The organism is Paraburkholderia caribensis (assembly GCF_002902945.1).
In the GTDB taxonomy this organism is placed as follows: Bacteria; Pseudomonadota; Gammaproteobacteria; order Burkholderiales; family Burkholderiaceae; genus Paraburkholderia; species Paraburkholderia caribensis.
In genome coordinates this window covers 2,515,676-2,535,941 of the sequence record NZ_CP026101.1, presented here as the reverse complement: position 1 = coordinate 2,535,941, position 20,266 = coordinate 2,515,676, and the positions used below count along the sequence as shown (strand labels likewise).

16 protein-coding genes are annotated in these 20,266 nt (G+C 59.5%); 12 read left to right on the top strand and 4 right to left on the bottom strand.

What is annotated here, in order from left to right; translation table 11 throughout:
• Positions 1 to 44: 44 nt before the first annotated feature.
• Positions 45 to 1,829, top strand: a complete 1,785-nt coding sequence (locus C2L66_RS11240; protein WP_060600102.1) for a hypothetical protein — start codon at positions 45 to 47, stop codon at positions 1,827 to 1,829.
• Between the two features lie 43 nt (positions 1,830 to 1,872).
• Here the strand turns inward: C2L66_RS11240 and C2L66_RS11235 are convergent, their stop codons facing one another.
• A complete protein-coding gene (locus C2L66_RS11235; protein WP_060600103.1) occupies positions 1,873 to 2,931 on the bottom strand; it encodes an acyltransferase family protein in 1,059 nt (352 codons plus the stop codon).
• Between the two features lie 19 nt (positions 2,932 to 2,950).
• Positions 2,951 to 3,229, bottom strand: coding sequence for a hypothetical protein (locus tag C2L66_RS40605; RefSeq protein ID WP_148654569.1), 279 nt, complete (start codon positions 3,227 to 3,229; stop codon positions 2,951 to 2,953).
• A gap of 92 nt (positions 3,230 to 3,321) precedes the next feature.
• On the opposite strand from C2L66_RS40605, the gene C2L66_RS11230 reads away from it, so the two are divergent.
• Together C2L66_RS11230 and C2L66_RS11225 are read left to right on the top strand one after the other, a co-directional pair.
• The gene (locus C2L66_RS11230) at positions 3,322 to 3,885 is read left to right on the top strand and encodes a glycoside hydrolase family protein (protein ID WP_158660356.1); all 564 of its coding nucleotides are present in this window, start codon (positions 3,322 to 3,324) and stop codon (positions 3,883 to 3,885) included.
• A 4-nt stretch (positions 3,886 to 3,889) separates the two neighbouring features.
• Positions 3,890 to 4,459 (top strand): lysis system i-spanin subunit Rz, encoded by a 570-nt coding sequence (locus C2L66_RS11225; RefSeq protein WP_060600108.1) that lies wholly within the window; start codon positions 3,890 to 3,892, stop codon positions 4,457 to 4,459.
• A gap of 507 nt (positions 4,460 to 4,966) precedes the next feature.
• Here the strand turns inward: C2L66_RS11225 and C2L66_RS11215 are convergent.
• A complete protein-coding gene (locus tag C2L66_RS11215; protein WP_060600110.1) occupies positions 4,967 to 5,266 on the bottom strand; it encodes a hypothetical protein in 300 nt (99 codons plus the stop codon).
• Positions 5,267 to 5,495: 229 nt separating this feature from the next.
• Between C2L66_RS11215 and C2L66_RS11210 the strand changes: the two genes are divergently transcribed.
• From C2L66_RS11210 to C2L66_RS11195, 4 genes are all read left to right on the top strand, one after another.
• The gene (locus tag C2L66_RS11210) at positions 5,496 to 6,287 is read left to right on the top strand and encodes a DNA adenine methylase (RefSeq protein ID WP_060600112.1); all 792 of its coding nucleotides are present in this window, start codon (positions 5,496 to 5,498) and stop codon (positions 6,285 to 6,287) included.
• A 131-nt stretch (positions 6,288 to 6,418) separates the two neighbouring features.
• The gene (locus C2L66_RS11205) at positions 6,419 to 7,540 is read left to right on the top strand and encodes a sensor histidine kinase (RefSeq protein WP_060600114.1); all 1,122 of its coding nucleotides are present in this window, start codon (positions 6,419 to 6,421) and stop codon (positions 7,538 to 7,540) included.
• 462 nt (positions 7,541 to 8,002) lie between these two features.
• Complete coding sequence (locus C2L66_RS11200) at positions 8,003 to 9,892, top strand: AAA family ATPase (RefSeq protein WP_082670326.1); 1,890 nt, start codon at positions 8,003 to 8,005, stop codon at positions 9,890 to 9,892.
• Between the two features lie 428 nt (positions 9,893 to 10,320).
• On the top strand, positions 10,321 to 11,061 hold the full coding sequence (locus C2L66_RS11195; RefSeq protein WP_082670327.1) for a class I SAM-dependent DNA methyltransferase: 741 nt from the start codon (positions 10,321 to 10,323) through the stop codon (positions 11,059 to 11,061).
• 96 nt (positions 11,062 to 11,157) lie between these two features.
• Here the strand turns inward: C2L66_RS11195 and C2L66_RS11190 are convergent, their stop codons facing one another.
• On the bottom strand, positions 11,158 to 11,340 hold the full coding sequence (locus C2L66_RS11190; RefSeq protein ID WP_007587908.1) for a rubredoxin: 183 nt from the start codon (positions 11,338 to 11,340) through the stop codon (positions 11,158 to 11,160).
• Between the two features lie 271 nt (positions 11,341 to 11,611).
• On the opposite strand from C2L66_RS11190, the gene C2L66_RS11185 reads away from it, so the two are divergent.
• From C2L66_RS11185 to parC, 5 genes are all read left to right on the top strand, one after another.
• Positions 11,612 to 12,013 carry a DUF4399 domain-containing protein gene (locus C2L66_RS11185; RefSeq protein WP_054929970.1) on the top strand — a complete coding sequence of 134 codons (402 nt, stop codon included), beginning with the start codon at positions 11,612 to 11,614 and terminating at the stop codon, positions 12,011 to 12,013.
• 222 nt (positions 12,014 to 12,235) lie between these two features.
• A complete protein-coding gene (locus C2L66_RS11180) occupies positions 12,236 to 14,161 on the top strand; it encodes an ATP-binding cassette domain-containing protein (protein WP_060600120.1) in 1,926 nt (641 codons plus the stop codon).
• A gap of 84 nt (positions 14,162 to 14,245) precedes the next feature.
• Entirely contained in the window at positions 14,246 to 15,517 is a 1,272-nt protein-coding gene (locus C2L66_RS11175; protein ID WP_409372571.1) for an IS256 family transposase, read from the top strand.
• A gap of 332 nt (positions 15,518 to 15,849) precedes the next feature.
• Entirely contained in the window at positions 15,850 to 17,835 is a 1,986-nt protein-coding gene (locus C2L66_RS11170) for a DNA topoisomerase IV subunit B (protein ID WP_054929972.1), read from the top strand.
• Positions 17,836 to 17,920: 85 nt separating this feature from the next.
• Positions 17,921 to 20,242, top strand: coding sequence for a DNA topoisomerase IV subunit A (parC, locus tag C2L66_RS11165; RefSeq protein ID WP_054929973.1), 2,322 nt, complete (start codon positions 17,921 to 17,923; stop codon positions 20,240 to 20,242).
• Positions 20,243 to 20,266 lie beyond the last annotated feature (24 nt).

Genomic DNA, 20,266 nt, shown 5'->3' with positions numbered 1-20,266 from the left:
CGCGTCATCGCGGCCTTTTCAATTTCAGACGGGGAAATTCTCAAATGGCGCTTTCGACAATCCAGAAGATTGATCGCCTTTCCACGGATAGCGATCTGTTTCACTCGATCGTCCATGGGCTCGCTACTCAAACGATCGTGACGGAAGGCGGAGAGATCCCAACGGCGGCGAACGCGATTACTTCGCTCAAGGCATTCAATGTACGGGGTGACTGGGAAGCGGGAATCCTTCTGTCGATGAAAGACTTGGTGACGCACGCGGGGATTGCATATGTGGCAATCTCTCCGAGCATGTTCGTCTCGAACGACATTGCGGCTGATATTGCGGCGGGCCGGATGACAATCCATCAAGGCGCAACAGTCGAGTCTCTGGCAGCCCCTGCTGGTGCATCGCTAATCGGATTCCGTCAAAGCGGTACCGGGGCGGTTCAGCGTACCGCGCAGGACAAACTCCGGGAATCATATAGCCTGTACGATTTCGGATTGGTCGGAGCCGGGGATGAGACCGCGCTGTTCCAGGTCGCCATGGACGCGGTGTCGAGTGCCGGTGGAGGTCGGCTGCGAGTCCCTGCGGGGAAGACGTTTAACGTCACTAAATTCATCTGGCGTAACGGTGTTGTCTTGGTCGGTGACGGAGTCATAACGGAGACGAGTGCGTTCAGTGGCACGAGTGTCATTGCGCTTGCGGGGGAGGGCGTCATCGGCTATACGGCATCGCGCGTGTCCGGGGCTGGAGCGATCGGGGTCATCTTTAAAAATACCGCCGTTACGGCAGGTAACGCACGAGGTGTCTGGCTTGGAAAGGATTCGACTTTAGGTCTCGGTATCGTACCGTTTCCAGAATATGCTGCCCTTCCTGATCATTTGGCTGGCAAGTTCACTTTTGAACAATGCCTTTTTGATGGATTCAGGCAGGAAGCGTTTTTTCAAGAGAATGGATCCTCTTTGCGGATGACGAATTGCTTCACGCAAAACTGCCTGAAGGACGATGCGTATCTTTCGGTCCAGAGAGCCGCCGTCTCGCTCTATTCAAACGACGCGCATCTGTTCAATTGTGAATTTAGCTCACGACCCAACTTCAATAACGGAGCAGTCACGAGTGCCAGTCTGTTCGCAGCAGCGGTGTTGATGGGCGGTGACACGGCCCGCGCGAATAGCTTCATCACGAACTGTGTCGTTGAGGGGTCTGACGTCGGCCTTGTGCTGAACCAAAAAGGTGTGCGCGTAAATGGAGGACGGGCAGATCGAAACAATGGCCACGGCATCGTAATCCGCTCTGCGAACTGCGTGGTTGACGGGACGCACGCGTGGAACAACGGTATCGCCGCTGACAACACGTACGACGCCATCGTTATCGAGTCCACAGGTAAGGGAGCCAAAGTGTGGGCGGATGTCGTAACGGAAACCGTATTGACGCGACATAGATATGGAGTTCGAGACGAGGTTGGTGCGGCGTCGGATCCTGCCGACAAGTCGGATATAGATGTCAAGGTAAAAAACTTTGGCACAGCCCCTGTTTATCAATCACAGACAACGTCAGGAGGTGTCCGCTATAACTCAGGGGCTGGAATCACCTTCGGCGACGGTGCGACCGCTCCGACCGTAACTGGATACGAAAACTTTCGCACCAACAACTCGACACCGACGGCTATTTCTGACTTTGTCGGTGGTACTCGTGGACAATGGGTTCACCTGCTGGTTGGTGACAGCAACACGTCCATTGTGAATAGCGCAACACTCAGGACCCGCACGAATGCGAACATGCAACTGACCGTAAATTCTGTGTATTCATGGCGCCGCGAAGGATCGACCTGGTACATGGCAGGTTAAGCGCGGCACGGGCGCCTATGGGTTCGCACGGAGCGGGTCGTTCTCAGGTCGGCCTATGGCGGGATGGTGCCGCCGCTACTGGGCGCCGTGAAGCGAGTCGTCCGTTCGCGATGTCACCGATTATTCCGGTTCGGTCGAGCAACCATGCGAGCGTCGCGAGCAACACCGCCTGCAACACAAACGAAAGCCACCAAAGGTTGGCGTTAATGTGATCAAGGAGATGCACTACGGCAGCGCTCACGACATAGTTGAAGCCGAGAATGGGGACCGTATGGGTGCCAAGCCATCGCAATAAATCAGATCGAGGCAGCGATGTTGCTAGTAAGAAAAAGGCCAATGTTCCGAGAAACGATGTGACGACATTCTGTGCTATCGAGAACGGGTAAGAGCCGAAGAAGTTATCAGACATGCTGATTGGCTCACGCATGAAATGCGCACATGCGAACCACCCGAGGACTATCGTTCCGACGATCGCGAACCGGCTCAATGATGATGTAGCTAGGGCCTCAAAGGTCCAACCAGTCGAATGTCGTATTGCTGTGCCGAGTCCGAAATAGAGCAACGCACCTAGCGCAACATGCATGTCAAATGGAATGAAACGCAACCTCGTTGAAAATCCTATCGCTGTCACGCCGATGATGCACATTGCAATGGCGCTTGATCGACCCCTGATCTTACACACGATCCCGGTTGCTATCGCTTCAACGCAAAACAGGCAGAAGAGGAACCATAGGGGAGTGGTGAGGAAGTTCCCGTCCGCGCGAGGAAATCCGACGAATGTACCGAAAAGGAGATGAATGAACGCTAGAGCGGTGATCTTATGAGCGACCAGTTTCAATAAAAATAACAGCCCGCAAGTCGCACCAATAAACCAGGCGGGAACGATCAACCGTCTGAATTTCTCTGTCAGATAACTGAGCGCATTTCGACTAGCCTTGTCGCTGTTGAAGAGATACCCGGAAAGTACGAAGAACGCCGGCATGTGAAATGAATATACAAGCCGGTGCAGTTCATCTGGCAACCCCTTCGTATGCCCAAATACGACAAGAATGATGCCGAGTCCCCTGGCGATATCGATGCTGTCATTACGACTTCCGCTCATGCGTCTGCCTCCAAACGTTTCAGTCCGGTGATTGGTCGAAAGGAATATGGCCCAGCGTAAAGCGCGCCCGCGCGCTAATGTTACGTGTAGATAGATCTTCAGCCGTGACAAAACATTGTCTGTTCCGGAAAGACGATGGTTTAGCTGTTTCTTCTTGCGATGCTGAGTTTTGGTGAGCCGCCCATTGGGCGGCTTTTTTATTGGCCGCCACTTCGCGGCCTTTTTTTTGACATCCCGGGGTGCTCATGAAAAAAGAGGAGTTGTTTACGATTTTTAAAGGGTTGGCACCACCTGCCATTGCGGTATTTCAATCGATCACTGAATGGCTTCCGGTCTGGACTATGTGGATGGGCGGCATTTACGCGACCCTGCATCTCTATGTATTCGTGCGTGACCGTTTCCTCCGCAGTTCGTCCGGAGGTGGCAGTGCCTAATCTCGGGAAAAAGTCACTTGTTGTGATCATCGGTGCGACAGCCACTGCAGGTCTTATCGCGCTTACGGGCTCGAGCGAAGGCGTGAGCTTGGAGCCGTACAGCGACACGATCGGCGCACACGTGCAGACGGTTTGCTTCGGTGAAACGAACGTGCCGATGCATCGATACACGCTGGCCGAGTGCAAGAGGATGCTGGCAGGGAGCCTCGCCGGATACGCCGATGCGGTGCGCGCTTCGACACCTGGCTTCGACACCTTGACCGATGGGCAGAAGATTGCCGCGATCGACTACGCATACAACAGGGGCGTCGGCGCCTGGCGAGCGACCGACACGAGGGTCGGCCCCGACGTGCGTGCCGCGTATGTCGCGCGCAACTTTCCTGACGCGTGCGAGATGTTCGTCAAGTGGGCGAAGGTAAGGCGCAACGGGGAGTGGTTCGACTGCGCGATCCGCGCAAACGGCTGCTATGGCATTTACACACGACGCCGCGCCGAGCGCGCGGCTTGTTTGGGAGAGTAACCCCATGAGTCCATACCTGATAACAGGCGTCGCTGCGGGCCTGCTCGGCATTGCCATTGGCGCGGGCGGTGCGTACACGTACGAGAGCCGTGCCCTCGCGATTGAGCGGGCCGCGCATGCGCACGACGACGAGCAGCACGCCAATGACCTGAATGCGATCTCGAAGGCGGCGCTCGACGCCGAACAACGCGCGATCGACGCACACACCGTCGCGGAGGGAATGATTGCAACCCTCGACGACCAACTGACCAAGGAGAAGGAAGCCCATGAAGCTGACAACGCCCGCAATCGCGCTGCTATTGCTGACGGCTCTCGCCGGCTGCGCATCGCAGTGTCGAACTTCCGTCCAGCCGGTGGCGGCCAAGCCGATTCCAGCTCCGGCACCGGCAGCGTGGGCGATGGTACCAGTGGCACAGCCGAGCTATCACCAGCGTTTGGAGTCGCTCTTTTCGGGATCGTCGACGACGGCGACGGCGACGCCCGCGCCAAAGCGGATTACCTTCAGCGATTCGTCTGCGTCCTCCAGCAGCAAGGAATGATCGAGGGAGCTTGCAGCTTGGCTCAAGACCACTGATAGCGTTCAGAGCCGGGAAAAGTACGGCCCGCACTTGCGGGCCGCGATATCTCTGACGTGAAAGGTCTTCATCTGCATTGGCGAACTACGAAGAAAGTAGTGCGGAGGCGACCATTGCTGCTACTCCCAGCGGTAGCGCAACGATGGCGCCCCAGAGCATCCGTTTGAGCAGAGCAGCTTTTTTCGTCTCAGTTCGTCCCCGCGCCCGACGTGGTTGGAATTCGAGATGAAAGTATTCACCGGCATGTCGCGCGCTTACCCATCTGGCGGACCACTCGCTGAAAACGAGGTAGGCGACGACCCACGCAAAGCAAAGCTTCGAAACAATCGATAAAGCGGTGCTCATATATCCCCGGCAAACTCTGTCCCGACTCCAGAACCGGGTCGGTTGATTTGCAGGGAGTCTAGACAATCACCCATGTCATTTGTCGACAAAATGTGGACGCCATCCGTCGTGGCTCTTTCCAATCATTTCACTTCCCGCTGGTTCAATGGGATCGGCTCCATTCACGAACACCGGCAATATTGAGTCACGGCCGGCTTCAGGTTGGTCTGTTCGATGCGGAGCAATTCCTGCAGGATCCGCGCTTCAAGGGTGCGAAGCGGTGACGCCGCGTCGATGGCGAGAGGATCAGTATGCCGCGCGTCTGCGATGCCGGCGGTGCTCAAGGCGCGCATCTGAAGCAGCGTCTGGCGTTGGTGCTGGACTTCCAGAATCAATCGTTCGACGTCCGTCACACCTCGATGCGTGCACCACAAGGCGCGCAGTTCTTCGAGCGGCGGCGGTGTGAAATCGGTTAATGACATAGGCGCGCATGGGCTGGTTACTGTGTAAACATACAGTAAATCGACCCATTGTGTTTGAAGCGCATTCTCGTCCCTGCGCGTCATGCATGGGGAGAGACAGGGCGACCAGCGACGTGCGGGAACACGTTGCTGATCGTCTTTCCACTGCACACGCCAGTGAATCGGCCAAGGCCCTGACACCTACCGGTAGGCGGGCCGAATTCTAACTTATCCAGAAAAGGCAATCACTATGGCGAGTCCAATTATTCCTTGGATCGGGGGGAAACGTCGTCTCGCAGATCATCTGATCCCGCGATTTCCCAAGCATGAGTGCTATGTCGAGGTCTTCGCGGGTGGGGCCGCGTTGTACTTCATGCGTCCGCCGGCTGCCGTCGAGGTTATCAATGACGTCAATGGCGAGCTGGTCAACCTGTATCGGATTGTGCAGCATCACCTCGAGGAGTTTGTGCGGCAATTCAAGTGGGCGCTTTCCAGCCGTCAAGTTTTCAAATGGCTGCAAGACACGGTGCCCGAAACGCTCACCGATATCCAGCGCGCAGCTCGTTTCTACTACCTGCAGCAAAGTTGCTTTGGCGGCAAGGTGGAGGGGCAGACGTTTGGGACCGCGACGACAGCGCCGCCGGGACTCAATCTGCTGCGGCTTGAAGAAAACCTCTCGGCGGCACATCTCCGGCTCTCCAGCACGTACATCGAGAACCTCGATTGGAAATCGTGTATCGATCGCTACGATCGCTCTCATACGCTGTTCTACATGGACCCGCCGTACTGGCAAACTGAAGGCTATGGTGTACCGTTCCCATTTTCGGAGTATGAGGAAATGGCTGCCTGCCTTCGATCGCTGAAAGGTAAGGCAATTGTCAGCCTGAATGATCATTCAGAGATCCGACGTGCGTTCAACGGCTTTTATATTGAGACCGTCGACATAAAGTATATCGTCGGAGGTGGCGGCCGAGAGGCATCGCGGAAGGAGCTAATCATCTTTAGCTGGGACGACGCGGCCGAGCCTGCGGGCTTGTTCTAACCGTCTGTCCGCGCGCAGGGCTGGCCTCTCACCGGTCCTGCGGTTCGGCGGCAAGAATCCTAGGGAAAACGTGCAGGGCTGGCGAACATTTTGCGACGGATACTGCATCGGCATCCATCGAGGGGCATCTCATGACTTTGTCAGACTTCATAGAATCGGACCTGGACGGGCTGATTGACGATTGGATCGAGTACGCCCGTACGATCAGCGCGGAGGATGTCCGTCTCGACGACGCGCAATTGCGCAATTCTGCGCGCGAGCTTTTAACCGGCATCGCGGCGGATATGAGGGAGAGCCAAACTACCGAGCAGCAGCGTCAGAAGTCACACGGCCAGCGGCTCGACCGAGATTCGGCGTTCAACAGGATCGCGCGCGGACACGCGGATGACCGACAGTCACACGGTTTCGACATCAATGGAGTTGTAGCGGAATACCGTGCGCTGCGAGCGAGTGTCCTGCGACGATGGCAGGAGGCGTGCCAACTCGACGCTACGGCGGTTCAGGAAATGATCCGGTTCAACGAGGCGGTCGATCAGATGATTGCCGAGTCGGTGCGAGAATTTTCGTCGATTACAGAGCGTATCCGGGACCTCTTCACCGGCGTCCTTGCACATGACCTCCGCTCGCCGGTGGGCGCGATTCTGAATTCGACGCGCGCCATCTTGGCTGACCAGAACCTGTCACCTACAAGCCTGCGGGCAGGTACCAACCTGCAACGTAGCGCCATACGAGTAAAGTTACTGGTCGATGATCTGTTTGTCTTCACGAGTACGCGCCTCGGAAACGCGCTTCCAGTGCAGTTCGACGACTGCGATGTTGAGCGCATATGCCACGACGCGGCCGACGAGGTGTGTACCACACATCCGGATGCGCATATTCGGGTTAAAGCGAGGGGCAGACTTACCGCCACTTGTGACGCCGAGCGGATGCTCCAACTCATCGTCAATCTGGTTGCAAACGGTGTCCAGCACGGTTCCGGTCGCGTCGGCGTAGAAGCTGTTGGTGACAACGAGTGGATTACGATTGCCGTCTCCAATGGTGGTCAGCCCATACCGGCGCGCGCACTACCCACGCTTTTCGACCCGTTAACGCGCGCGCAACCGTCGCCAGAATCTAGGAAGGCTTCGCCGGGCATGGGCCTCGGCCTATATATCTGCCGCTGCATTGCTCACGCTCACAATGGAACGATTGAAGTTGAATCTAGCGAGAGCGGGACCGTTTTCACAGTGAAGATACCTCGGGTCGCGACTTGAGGGTTCGGTTGCTTCATAGCAGCATCGGCGTGCTCGTCGCTGGACGGGTGCCCGCTCTGCCGGCAGGCGGACCGCTTACGAGCGGCAAGCGCACTGCAGCGTGCGCGGCACCGTGTCGACGAATTGCCTCTTCTCGACCGGTTTGCTATCGCCGCCGGGGAAGGCTCGGCAAAGTCACTTTGACCATCCCGGCTCGACCCATTCCTGTCATTGCTGCGGCAATCCCGTCAACGGCGGCTTCCAGCAGTGAAAGCGACACTAGGCCATAGCTGGGCAAGCGCTGGTTTAGAATTGAATAGCGATAGCTTAGATGAAAGAAGAGGGCGAGCCTTGGCCCTCGCGAGCGATATTCGCCAATACAATCTCCTCGGCCTGCGCTCCCGCATCCCGGATTTGTGTCTGCAACTTAGTGGCCATATCAGCCGTTGACAACTGTAAATGAGCAGGTGAGACCGAAGTCATATGTACTTAAAAGAAATCTACGTTGAGAACAACGGGGTGATCGAACGCCTGCACCTTTCGCCCGGCTTCGCGCAGAACGGGGAACCAAAACCATTTGTATTGGTGGGTGGCAACGGCAGCGGAAAGACAAATGTTCTGTCCATGGTTGCAGACGCTCTCTTCGAGGCTGCAGCTGGCCATTACACCGACGTAACCCCATCGAGTGGTCAAGGTGGAAGAGCGTGGTTCAGATTAGTGGGCAATACCACTGTAAAGGCTGGCTCTCCCGGTTCGGCCGCGATATTGCGCCTCGCACATGGAGATTCCGAGTTCGCCTATGTTGAGAAGGCCGGTCGACTCATTGCCGCTGATGTTCAGCAACGAGTTCCGGCCTCGCTTCGGCACTTTGTAGCGTGGGAAACCGATGGAAATTCGAAAGCATGTGCCATCTCTTCGGATGTCGCTAAACGCAGCTACGAAGAAGGAGCGTATGTTTACTTTCCATCGAGTCGTTCGGAAACGCCATATTGGTTGAATCAGGGGAGCCTTCCTCCTACAGGATTCGATCTTACGCAGCGATATACTCAGCAGCTTAACAAGCCGATCTTTGTCGAAAAGGGCCTAGAAAAGCTCAAGCAGTGGTTGCTTTCGGTGTTGCTCGACGTCCGCGCTGATGTGCAGCCTCTGATCGCGAACAACCAAGTACATTGGATCGCAGCTGGTAATACGGCTCAGATTGGACCTGCACATGCACTGTGGGGCAACCTCAACGCGATCCTGCGAACAATCCTTGATAGCCCGACCGCGCGGCTGACGTGGCTCGGACGATATAACAAGGCGGCCATTGGATACGCGATGACGGACCACTCCCCGTCGCTTCCACTGGAGTCGTTGTCCGCCGGGCAAGGAACCCTTTTCAACATCTTTGGCACGCTAATGCGATATGGCGATGGCACAACTGCCGGAGGAATTCCGGTGTCTGGCAACATCGCGGGTATGTGCGTAGTGGACGAAATCGATTCGCATATGCACATCGATCTTCAGTATCGTGCGATCCCTGCCCTGATCAAACTGTTTCCGAAGGTTCAATTCATCCTGTCCAGCCATTCCCCGCTGTTCGTCCTAGGCATGGAAAAGGTTTTTCCGGAAGGGGCATTCGACCTCTTTGATATGCCCTCTGGCGAACCGGTGCAAGCGGAGGCCTATACGGAATTTGGGCGCGCGCTTGACATCTTGCAAGAGACGCATGCTTTCAACGATCAAATTCGCAAAGTCGCAAATGAGCCCGGTAAGCTTTTGGTTCTCGTCGAAGGCGAAACGGATCCTCTTTACATCAAGACCGCCATTGAATTGCTGGGCTTCGCCAGTCTTCTTGATGCCGTTGAGATTGAGTGGATCGGTGCGAAGGATCCAAAGCGAGGAGAAGGCTTCAATACTGGCAAAGACTCCCTTAATTCGGCTTACAACTTCCTTCGCGCGAAGCCGGAACTGATCAAACGGCCCGTCTGCTTCTTATACGACAACGACGCTCGAAAAGCCGATGTGGAGGACGGTCAACTTTCAATCCGAACTATCCCAACCAACCCGGATAACGCAGAAATGCGTTTTGGGATTGAGAACATGCTCCCCTTGGGCGTTTTTACAGAACATGTCTTTGACACAAAACAAAATAATAAGGGAAATGGAACGTATACGACCATTCGTTCTTTGAACAAGATGCGCCTTTGTCAAAAAATCTGCGCAGAAGATCGTAACAGCGAACACTTCCAGGGATTCGTTCCGTTGCTTCAAATTATCGCCAACGTCGCACATAGTTCGACCGGGTATGAAATCCCTGCTGAATTGAAGCGTATTGACGGCAACGTAAATGTCGTGGGCAATGAATCTCCTTCAGCAGATGCCGCATCGTAGTTTCGCAACAGGCCTATTTGTGGCCGCTATCCGCATGTCGGTAAAAAGTGCCAGTGACTAGTTCCGGTTCATGCGGACCCAGCGCTCGTCCGGTCTCTGGGGCATAGCCGACGTTAGAGTGTCAATTCACCGTACAGGTGAAGGGCCGCAGCTGGCCGAAGCCCGTCGCATGCGAGCGCGAGTCCGGGCCACGAAACAGCCGATTATTGCTATGAGTGGAAGTTTTGCGTGCTACAGATCTGCTATAGCAGGGGTGGGAATTCATATCTGACGGGCTTTGCACCTGTCATTCCACCCCCTGAACTACGGGGAGGGCCGCCGACGAGCGCAGAGTATAGCAAATCGCCCGTTGACCAAAGCGGCTTTCGAAGCAGGCATCGCGCGCCAGCACGGTGGCGGCTGGCGCGCCACACGGCTACCATCGGCGGATGGCCGAATCTCATTACACCGATCCGCGGCTCGTCGCGCTCTACGACGCGCTCAACCCGTTCTCCGCCGACACCCGCTTTTATCTTGACCTGGCCGCCCGCACCGACGCTACGCACGTCGTCGATATCGGCTGCGGCACGGGGCTGCTCGGCTGTGAGCTGGCCCGGCGCGGCCATCGGGTGACAGGCGTCGATCCGTCGCCGGCGATGCTCGACGTTGCACGCCGACGGCCGGGCGGCGACCAGGTGGAGTGGATCGCAGGCGACGCGGCGCAACTGGGCGCGAAGTCCGCCGATCTCGCCGTGATGACAGGCCACGTCGCGCAGGTTTTCCTCGACGACGCGAGCTTCGACGCCGTTTTGGACGCCGCACGAGCCGCGTTGCGCCCCGGCGGTCTACTCGCTTTCGAAAGCCGTAATCCATCCGTGTCGCCCTGGGCGGCGTGGACGCCGGAACTGTCGCGCCGCGTGATCGACGACCCGCGCTACGGCGCCGTCGAAATCTGGCAGCAACTCATCGAAGTGCGGCAGGAACGCGTCCGCTTCGACACTCACTATCACTTCCTGCGAGACGCCGACACGGTCGTCGCGTCCAGCGAGCTACGCTTTCGCACGCAGGCCACGCTCAGCGGCGCGCTCACCAAAGCGGGTTTCAGCGGCCTGGAATGGTTCGGCGACTGGTCCCGATCGCCCATCGATCACGCGAGCCGCGAACTGATCGTCGTGGCAAGGCGCGACTGACGGGGACGGGACGGGCCGCCAAAAGCAAAGCGGTCCGCAGGCGTTCGACCCGCGGACCGCTCTCGACGAACGACGTTTCTCTAACAGAACCGCCGATCAGAACTCCACGACTGCAAATTCGGCCTTGCCCACATCGCACAGCGGGCAGCGCCAGTCCACGGGGATATCGGCGAAACGCGTACCCGCTTCGATACCTTCCTCGGGCAAACCTTCCTCTTCGTTATAGATCCAGCCGCAAATCAGACAGACCCAGCTCTTATATTCGATCACTTCACTCACGACACACGCTCTTCATTGATTCAATGCAAAATCCGCCAATCTGCCCCTTTTTAGTGCATTTGGCGGCGACCCGCAATATTACCGGAATTCGTCCGAAGACCCACGCCGCCCCAGCGGTTTACCGTTTCGGATCAACACGAAGCAGCGTCCATCCCGGCGATTCGACGTCCTGCGAGCCCGGCGCCAACGTGTATTCTTTCAGTGCGATGTGGCGTGCGCGAACGCTGACGTGCGCCGTGCCCATCGAGCCGCTTTAGCCAAGGAGAAAACGATGCTGAATAACAGATGGTTGGCCGGTGCAGCGTGCGCGGGCATGCTGGTCTTGTCGGGCGCGGCGCACGCCGCGGGCGTCTCGTTCGTCGAGCCGAAGGACGGCGCGACCGTAAGCAATCCCATCCACGTGAAGTTTGCCGTCGAAGGCATGAAGATCGTTCCCGCGGGCACGATGACGGAAGGCACGGGGCATCATCATCTGATCATCGACGGGCAGCCGCTGCCGAAGGGCGAGGTCATTCCCGCCAACGACAAATCGCTGCATTTCGGCAAGGGCCAGACGGAGACGGAGATCACGCTGCCGCCGGGCGATCACACGCTGACGCTCGATTTCGGCGACGGCGCGCACCGTTCGTATGGCCCGGAGATGAGCAAGACGATCACGATTCACGTGAAGTGAGGCGGGCGCACTTGCTGCGCTCTTTTCTCGCACAGGTTCTCTTCATCGAGTGGTTTGCCGGTGCGAACGCCGACGCCGGGACAGGCGTTCGCGTTCTCGCCCGGCCGTGCGCGGCATGCGTCATTCGTCCTATGCCATCCTGCCGGGCCGCATCCCGTCAGTGTTCGGGCCGCCGACCGGTACAATGAGCGCTTCCGACTCATCGCTGGTTCTTCCTTTCCCATGTCGCTTTACACCATCACGGGCGCGCAACTGGCGTTCGGCCACGTCGCGCTGCTCGATCACGCGGATTTCTCTCTCGAAGCCGGCGAGCGCGTCGGGTTGATCGGCCGCAACGGCGCGGGCAAGTCGTCGCTGCTGAAGATCGTCGCCGAGCTCGCCAGACCGGACGATGGTCTCGTCACGCGCCAGCAGGATCTCGTCACCGTGTATGTGCCGCAGGAACCCGAATTCGACGCGGACGTAACGGTGTTCGACGCTGTCGCGGCGGGCCTCACGCACGCGAGCGCGCTGCTCGACGAATACAACACGGTCGCGCACGAGCTGGCGGAAACGCCGGAAGGCGCGCAGCACGACGCGTTGCTTGCGCGCATGAACGCACTGCAATCGTCGCTCGATGCCACCGACGCATGGAACTGGCGCACCCGCGTCGCCACGACGCTCGCGCAGATCGGCCTCGATGGCGACGCGCGGGTCGGCTCGCTGTCGGGCGGCATGCAAAAGCGCGTCGCGCTGGCGCGGGCGCTCGTCGTGCAGCCGGACGTGCTGCTGCTGGACGAGCCGACCAACCATCTGGACTTCGACGGTATTCGCTGGCTGGAAGAACTGCTGATCGCGCAGCGCGCCGGTTTGCTGTTCATTACGCACGACCGCGCGTTTCTCGATCGGGTCGCCACGCGCATCGTCGAACTGGATCGCGGGCGTCTGCTGTCGTATCCGGGCAATTTCTCCGCCTATCAGACGCGCAAGGCGCAGCAGCTGGAAGTGGAGCGGGTCGAAAACGAGAAGTTCGACAAGCTGCTCGCGCAGGAAGAAGTGTGGATTCGCAAGGGCGTCGAGGCGCGGCGCACGCGCAGCGTCGGGCGCATTGCGCGGCTCGTGCAGATGCGCAATGAACGCGCCGAACGACGCAATGTGCAAGGCAACGTGAAGCTCGACGTCGGGCAGGGCGAGAAGTCAGGCAAGATCGTCGCCGAACTGACGGACGTGACGAAGCGTTATGGCGAGCGCACGGTGGTCGACCGTTTTTCGGCAACGGTGATGCGTGGCGACAAGATCGGCTTCATCGGTCCGAACGGCGCGGGCAAGACGACGCTGCTCAAGATGATTCTCGGCGAACTGCAGCCGGACGAAGGCAAGGTGCGCATCGGCACCAACCTGCAAGTCGCTTACTTCGACCAGATGCGCGCACAACTCGATCTGGAAAAAAGCCTCGGCGACACCATCAGCCCCGGCAGCGACTGGGTCGAGATCAATGGCCAGAGAAAGCACGTGATGAGCTATCTCGGCGACTTCCTGTTTGCGCCGGAGCGTGCGCGTTCGCCTGTGAAGTCGCTGTCGGGTGGCGAGCGCAACCGTCTGCTGCTCGCGCGTCTCTTTGCGCGTCCGGCGAACGTGCTGGTGCTCGACGAGCCGACCAACGACCTCGACATCCCCACGCTCGAACTGCTCGAAGAGCTGCTGACGGACTACGACGGCACAGTGCTGCTGGTGAGCCATGACCGTGCGTTTCTGGACAACGTGGTGACGTCGGTGATTGCGTCGGAGGGCGAGGGCAAGTGGCGCGAATATGTCGGCGGCTTTACCGACTGGCAGATCCAGCGCGAGCGTTCCGAGCAGATCGCGCAACAAGACTTGCCGAAAGAGGCGCCGAAGGAAGCCGCCGCCAAGGACAGCGCGGCAGGCCGTAACGCGCAGCGCACGGTGAAGCTTTCATTCAAGGAACAACGCGAGCTGGAGGCGCTGCCTGAGAAGATCGCCTCGCTAGAGGCCGAGCAGAAGGCGATCGGCGCGCAGATCGAGGACGGCTCGATCTTCGTGAAGGACGCACAGGAGGGCGCGCGGCTGACCGAGCGCTACGCGGCCATCGACGAGGAACTGCTCGTGGCGATTGAACGGTGGGATGAGTTGGAGAGTAAGCGGAAGTAGCACGTCCACTGGGGATAGAGCGCTTTCTGGGCCTATCCGTCATTTTGTGGGCGAGGCATATCATGAGAGGTAAAAGTCATGGATATGCCAATGAAGAAGAAACGCACGGTGGCGTCTCAGGCAGCGGCCCGAGGGCCGCTGCCTGAACTGCCCAAAGCACTGCTGGACGAGCTGGTCAAGGGGCCGATGACGCCGACCGAGGTGCAGGATCTGATGCTGGCGTTTAACAAGGCGATTATCGAACGCGCGATGGGTGCGGAGATGAATCTGCATCTGGGGTATCCACCGGGCGAATCCAAACCCGCTGGCCAGGCCAACGAGCGCAACGGCGCCAGCCGCAAGACGGTCATCACCGATCGTGGCGTCGTCCGGGTCGAGTTGCCGCGCGACCGCGACGGCAGCTTCGAGCCGATCCTGATCCCCAAACACGAACGCCGCTTCACCGGCTTTGACGAGCGCATCATCGCGATGTACGCGCGTGGCATGAGCGTGCGCGAGATCCAGGCCTTTCTGGCCGAGAGCTACGGCACCGAGGTGTCGCCCGATTTCATCAGCTCGGTCACCGACGAGGTGATGGCCGAAACGCTGGCCTGGCAGAACCGTCCGCTCGAGACGATGTATCCGGTGGTCTTCTTCGACGCGTTGCGGGTCAAGATCCGCGATGACGGTGTGGTCAGCAACAAGGCGGTGTATCTGGCTCTGGGCATTCAGGCGGACGGCCAGCGCGATGTGCTGGGCCTGTGGATTGAGCAGACCGAGGGCGCGAAGTTCTGGCTCAAGGTGTTCAACGAACTCAAGAACCGCGGCTGCCAGGACATCCTGATTGCGGTCGTTGACGGCCTGAAGGGGCTGACCGACGCGATCGGCGCAGCTTACCCGAAGACGGCGGTGCAGACCTGCATCGTGCATCTGATCCGCAACAGCCTGGAATACGCTGGCTGGAAGGACCGCAAGGCTGTCGCCCAGGCGCTGCGTCCGATCTACGCAGCTGCCAGCGAAGAGGCAGCGAAGCAGGCTCTGCAGGCCTTTGCTGATGGGCCATGGGGCGCGAAATACCCGACTATCGTGCAGTCCTGGCAGCGCGCCTGGGAGCACGTCACGCCGTTCTTCGTGTTTCCACCCGAGATCCGGCGGGTCGTGTACACCACGAACGCCATTGAGAGTCTGAACATGCAGTTGCGCAAGATCATCAAGACCCGCGGTCACTTCCCCAATGACGAGGCTGCAATCAAGCTACTCTGGCTGGCATTGCGCAACGTCCTGGCCAAAAACGTGCGCTCAGCCTTCGACTGGAAGTCAGCCATGAACCAGTTTGCTATTCTGTTTGGCGATCGATTTACGCAGGCGCGCGGCTAACGATTCCTTTAACCGCCTCGCCCACAAAAATGCGGACAGGCTCCGCTTTCTTGCTAACCGTCCTACGCCCTTCATCTAAATTGCCCCGCGCATCGAAATCAGTAAAATACCCGCGAACCTGCTTCCCACGGTCGTTCCAGCGCATTGCCCGAAACCGGGCTCGCAGGAGGGCCGCGGAAAGCAGACAAGGCAAACCGTAACTGCTGCACGCAAGTCGCGCAGCGCACACACTCCGTTGTTTCGTTTCGCTTTTTTTGAAAACTCAACGCATTGTCCACGCACCTGTCCACAGGACATGTGGACAACGATGAACCGACGGACCCGAGCAAGCCATGTCAACGAAAAAGCCTAACGCCGCGTATAGCGAAGCATCGATCAAGGTGCTCAAGGGCCTGGAGCCGGTCAAGCAGCGGCCCGGCATGTACACGCGCACCGAAAACCCGCTGCACATCATCCAGGAAGTCATCGACAACGCATCCGACGAAGCGCTTGGCGGCTACGGCCGTCAGATCACCGTCACGCTGCATGCCGACCATTCCGTGTCCGTCGAAGACGACGGGCGCGGCATTCCGTTCGGTATGCATCCCGAAGAGGGCGTGCCCGTCGTCGAAATCGTTTTCACGCGCCTGCACGCAGGCGGCAAGTTCGACAAGGCGGCAGGCGGCGCGTACACCTTCTCGGGCGGCCTGCATGGCGTCGGCGTCTCGGTGACGAACGCGCTGTCCACGCGCCTCGACGTCACCGTATGGCGCGACGGCAAGGTCGCCGAACTGAGCTTCTCGCATGGCGACGTCGTCAAGCAACTGCAGGTGCGCGCCGCGGCGAAGGGCGAGAAGAAGTCCGGCACGCGCGTCACCGCATGGGCCGATGCGAAATATTTCGATTCACCGAACCTGCCGCTTGGCGAGTTGCAGCGCCTGTTACGCTCGAAGGCCGTGCTGCTGCCAGGCGTCGAAGTCGTACTCGTCAACGAAAAGACGGGCGAACGCCAAAGCTGGAAATACGAAGACGGCCTGCGCGGCTATCTGATGGAAGGCATGGCGGGCAGCGACCTGCTGATCCCCCTCTTCGAAGGCGAGCGCTACGCGGAAAGCTCGCGGTCCAATGAAGAGACCTTCGCCGAAGGCGAGGGCGCGGCGTGGGTCGTGGCGTGGAGCGAAGAAGGGCCGCTTACGCGCGAGTCCTACGTCAATCTGATTCCGACGCCCGCTGGCGGCACGCACGAAGCAGGCTTGCGCGACGGTCTGTTTCAGGCCGTGAAGAGCTTCGTCGAACTGCACAACCTGCAGCCGAAGGGCGTGAAGCTGCTGGCTGAAGACGTGTTTGCCCGCGTGTCGTTCGTGCTGTCCGCGAAGGTGCTCGATCCGCAGTTCCAGGGGCAAATCAAAGAACGTCTGAATAGCCGCGATGCCGTGAAGCTGGTGTCGTCGTTCGCGCGGCCCGCGCTCGAACTGTGGCTCAACCAGCACGTCGAGCACGGCAAGAAGCTCGCCGACCTCGTCATCAAGCAGGCGCAGGCGCGCACGCGCGCCGGCCAGAAGGTCGAAAAGCGCAAGAGTTCGGGTGTCGCCGTGCTGCCTGGCAAGCTGACCGACTGCGAATCGACGGAAATCGGCCGCAATGAACTGTTCCTCGTCGAGGGCGATTCTGCGGGCGGCTCCGCGAAGATGGGGCGCGACAAGGAGTATCAGGCCATCCTGCCGTTGCGCGGCAAGGTGCTGAACACCTGGGAAACCGAGCGCGATCGTCTGTTCGCCAACAACGAAGTGCACGACATTTCTGTGGCGATCGGGGTCGATCCGCACAACCCGGACGACAAGGTCGATCTGTCCAATTTGCGCTACGGCAAGATCTGCATCTTGTCCGATGCGGACGTCGACGGATCGCACATCCAGGTGCTGCTGCTTACGTTGTTCTTCAAGCACTTCCCGCAACTGATCGAGCGCGGTCACGTGCATGTCGCTCGTCCGCCGCTGTTCCGGGTCGATGCGCCCGCGCGCGGCAAGAAGCCCGCGCAGAAGCTGTACGCGCTGGATGAAGGCGAACTCGAAGCGATTCTCGACAAGCTGCGCAAGGACGGCGTGCGCGACTCGCAGTGGTCGATCAGCCGCTTCAAGGGCCTGGGTGAAATGAGCGCCGAGCAGCTGTGGGACACGACGATGAACCCGGACACGCGGCGCCTGTCGCCCGTCGCGCTCGGCCAGCTCGACTTCGACGCGACCGTCGCGCGAATGACGATGCTGATGGGCAAGGGCGAAGCGGCGTCGCGCCGCAGCTGGCTCGAGGACAAGGGCAACCAGGTCGAAGCGGATATCTGAGCGCCGCCGCGCTTCGTGCCAGCGAACCCATGCAACGCATGGGAAGCACGGAGCGCGCGCCGCCGAACAAGGACACGGAATCTAGATGGACGACAACACTCCCGATCTTTTCACCGAGCCGGCCGCGCCCGAAGGCGATGTGCTGACGCTGGGCGATTACGCTGAAAGCGCGTACCTCGAATACGCGGTGAGCGTGGTGAAGGGCCGCGCGCTGCCCGACGTCTGCGACGGTCAGAAGCCCGTGCAGCGCCGCATCCTGTACGCGATGAACGAGATGGGTCTCGCCGACAACGCGAAGCCGGTGAAGTCCGCGCGCGTGGTCGGCGACGTGCTCGGTAAGTATCATCCGCACGGCGATCAGTCGGCGTACGACGCGCTCGTGCGCCTCGCGCAAAACTTCTCGATGCGCTATCCGCTGATCGACGGGCAGGGCAACTTTGGCTCGCGCGATGGCGACGGCGCGGCGGCGATGCGCTACACGGAAGCGCGCCTGACGCCGATCGCGAAACTGCTGCTCGACGAAATCGGTCAGGGCACCGTCGATTTCATGCCGAATTACGACGGCTCGTTCGAAGAGCCGAAGCTGCTGCCCGCGCGTTTGCCGTTCGTGCTGCTGAACGGCGCGTCGGGCATCGCGGTCGGCCTGGCGACGGAAATCCCGTCGCACAACCTGCGCGAAGTCGCGGCGGCCGCCGTCGCGATGATCCGCCATCCGCACATCACGCACGCCGAGTTGATGCAGCATGTGCCCGGTCCGGATTTCCCGGGCGGCGGCCAGATCATTTCGAGCGAAACGGAAATCTCGCAGGCGTATGAAACGGGCCGTGGCAGTCTCAAGGTCCGCGCGCGCTGGAAGATCGAAGATCTCGCACGCGGGCAGTGGCAGCTCGTCATTACCGAGTTGCCGCCGAATACCTCCGGCCAGAAGGTGCTCGAAGAGATCGAAGAACAGACGAATCCTAAGATCAAGCTTGGCAAGAAGTCGCTGACCCCGGAACAGTTGCAGACGAAACAGACGCTTCTCGGTCTGCTCGACGCCGTGCGCGACGAGTCGGGCAAGGATGCGCCCGTGCGTCTCGTATTCGAGCCGAAGTCGCGCACCATCGATCAAGCCGAGTTCGTCACCACGTTGCTTGCGCATACGAGCCTCGAGTCGAATGCGACGTTGAACCTGGTGATGGTCGGCGCGGACGGCCGTCCGCGTCAGAAGGGACTTGGCGAGATCCTGCGCGAATGGGTCGGCTTCCGTTTCGCGACCGTCACGCGCCGCACGCGGCATCGTCTCGGCAAGGTCAACGACCGGATTCACATCCTCGAAGGCCGGATGATCGTCTTTTTGAATATCGACGAAGTCATCCGCATCATTCGCGAATCTGAAGAACCCAAGGCGGCGCTCATCGAAGCGTTCGGCCTGTCCGATCGTCAGGCGGAAGACATTCTTGAAATCCGGCTGCGTCAGTTGGCGCGCCTGGAAAAGATCAAGATCGAGAAGGAATTGTCCGAACTGCGAGACGAGAAGGCCAAGCTCGAAGAACTGCTCGGCAGCGAATCGGCGATGAAGCGCCTGATCATCAAGGAGATCGAAGCCGACGCGAAGCAATATGGCGACGATCGCCGCACGCTGATCCAGCAGGAAAAGCGCGCAACGTTCGAAGCGCGCGTCGTCGACGAACCGGTGACGGTGGTCGTGTCGCAAAAGGGCTGGGTGCGCGCGTTGAAGGGCCACGGGCTCGATCCCGCCGGCTTCACCTTCAAGGCGGGCGACGGTCTCTACGCCGCGTTCCAGTGCCGCACACCCGACACGCTGATCGCGTGGGGCAGCAACGGCCGCGTGTATTCCGTCGCGGTCGGTCAGTTGCCGGGGGGACGCGGCGACGGCGTTCCCGTCACGTCGCTGATCGAACTGGAATCGGGCACGCATCTGATGCATTACTATGCGGCGTCGGCGGAACAGGCGCTGTTGCTGGCGTCGTCGAATGGTTTCGGCTTTATCGCGAAGGTCGGCGATATGGTGAGCCGCGTGAAGGCGGGCAAGGCCTTCATGACGATCGACGAGGGCGCGACGCCGCTCGCGCCGATGCCGATGCTGCCCGACGCGACGCAAGTGGCGTGTCTGTCGGGCGGCGGGCGTCTGCTGGTGTTCGGCCTCGACGAGATGAAGACGCTCTCGGGCGGCGGACGTGGCGTGATCCTGATGGCGCTCGATCCGAACGAAGCGCTGACGCAGGCGCTCGCGATCAACAACGCGGGCGTCGTGCTGGAAGGCATGTACCGCAACAAGCCAGCGGAAGAACAATTGTCGGGCGCCGCGCTTGCTCCGAATGTTGGCAAGCGTGCTCGCAAGGGCCGCGCGCCGGATACGAAGCTGAAAGAAGTGACGTCGCTGCGCCCGGTGTTGGGCGCATAGAGCAGGCGATGCAGGCAATCGCCG

Bases quoted from the DNA above. Each gene is read 5' to 3' on its own strand.
- C2L66_RS40605 (WP_148654569.1), bottom strand. From the start codon at position 3,229: ATGGCAGGTGGTGCCAACCCTTTAAAAATCGTAAACAACTCCTCTTTT.
- C2L66_RS11195 (WP_082670327.1), top strand. From the start codon at position 10,321: ATGGCCGAATCTCATTACACCGATCCGCGGCTCGTCGCGCTCTACGAC.
- C2L66_RS11170 (WP_054929972.1), top strand. From the start codon at position 15,850: ATGTCAACGAAAAAGCCTAACGCCGCGTATAGCGAAGCATCGATCAAG.
- C2L66_RS11235 (WP_060600103.1), bottom strand. From the start codon at position 2,931: ATGAGCGGAAGTCGTAATGACAGCATCGATATCGCCAGGGGACTCGGC.
- C2L66_RS11210 (WP_060600112.1), top strand. From the start codon at position 5,496: ATGGCGAGTCCAATTATTCCTTGGATCGGGGGGAAACGTCGTCTCGCA.
- C2L66_RS11205 (WP_060600114.1), top strand. From the start codon at position 6,419: ATGACTTTGTCAGACTTCATAGAATCGGACCTGGACGGGCTGATTGAC.
- C2L66_RS11185 (WP_054929970.1), top strand. From the start codon at position 11,612: ATGCTGAATAACAGATGGTTGGCCGGTGCAGCGTGCGCGGGCATGCTG.
- C2L66_RS11175 (WP_409372571.1), top strand. From the start codon at position 14,246: ATGCCAATGAAGAAGAAACGCACGGTGGCGTCTCAGGCAGCGGCCCGA.
- C2L66_RS11225 (WP_060600108.1), top strand. From the start codon at position 3,890: ATGAGTCCATACCTGATAACAGGCGTCGCTGCGGGCCTGCTCGGCATT.
- C2L66_RS11180 (WP_060600120.1), top strand. From the start codon at position 12,236: ATGTCGCTTTACACCATCACGGGCGCGCAACTGGCGTTCGGCCACGTC.
- C2L66_RS11200 (WP_082670326.1), top strand. From the start codon at position 8,003: ATGTACTTAAAAGAAATCTACGTTGAGAACAACGGGGTGATCGAACGC.
- parC (WP_054929973.1), top strand. From the start codon at position 17,921: ATGGACGACAACACTCCCGATCTTTTCACCGAGCCGGCCGCGCCCGAA.
- C2L66_RS11215 (WP_060600110.1), bottom strand. From the start codon at position 5,266: ATGTCATTAACCGATTTCACACCGCCGCCGCTCGAAGAACTGCGCGCC.
- C2L66_RS11240 (WP_060600102.1), top strand. From the start codon at position 45: ATGGCGCTTTCGACAATCCAGAAGATTGATCGCCTTTCCACGGATAGC.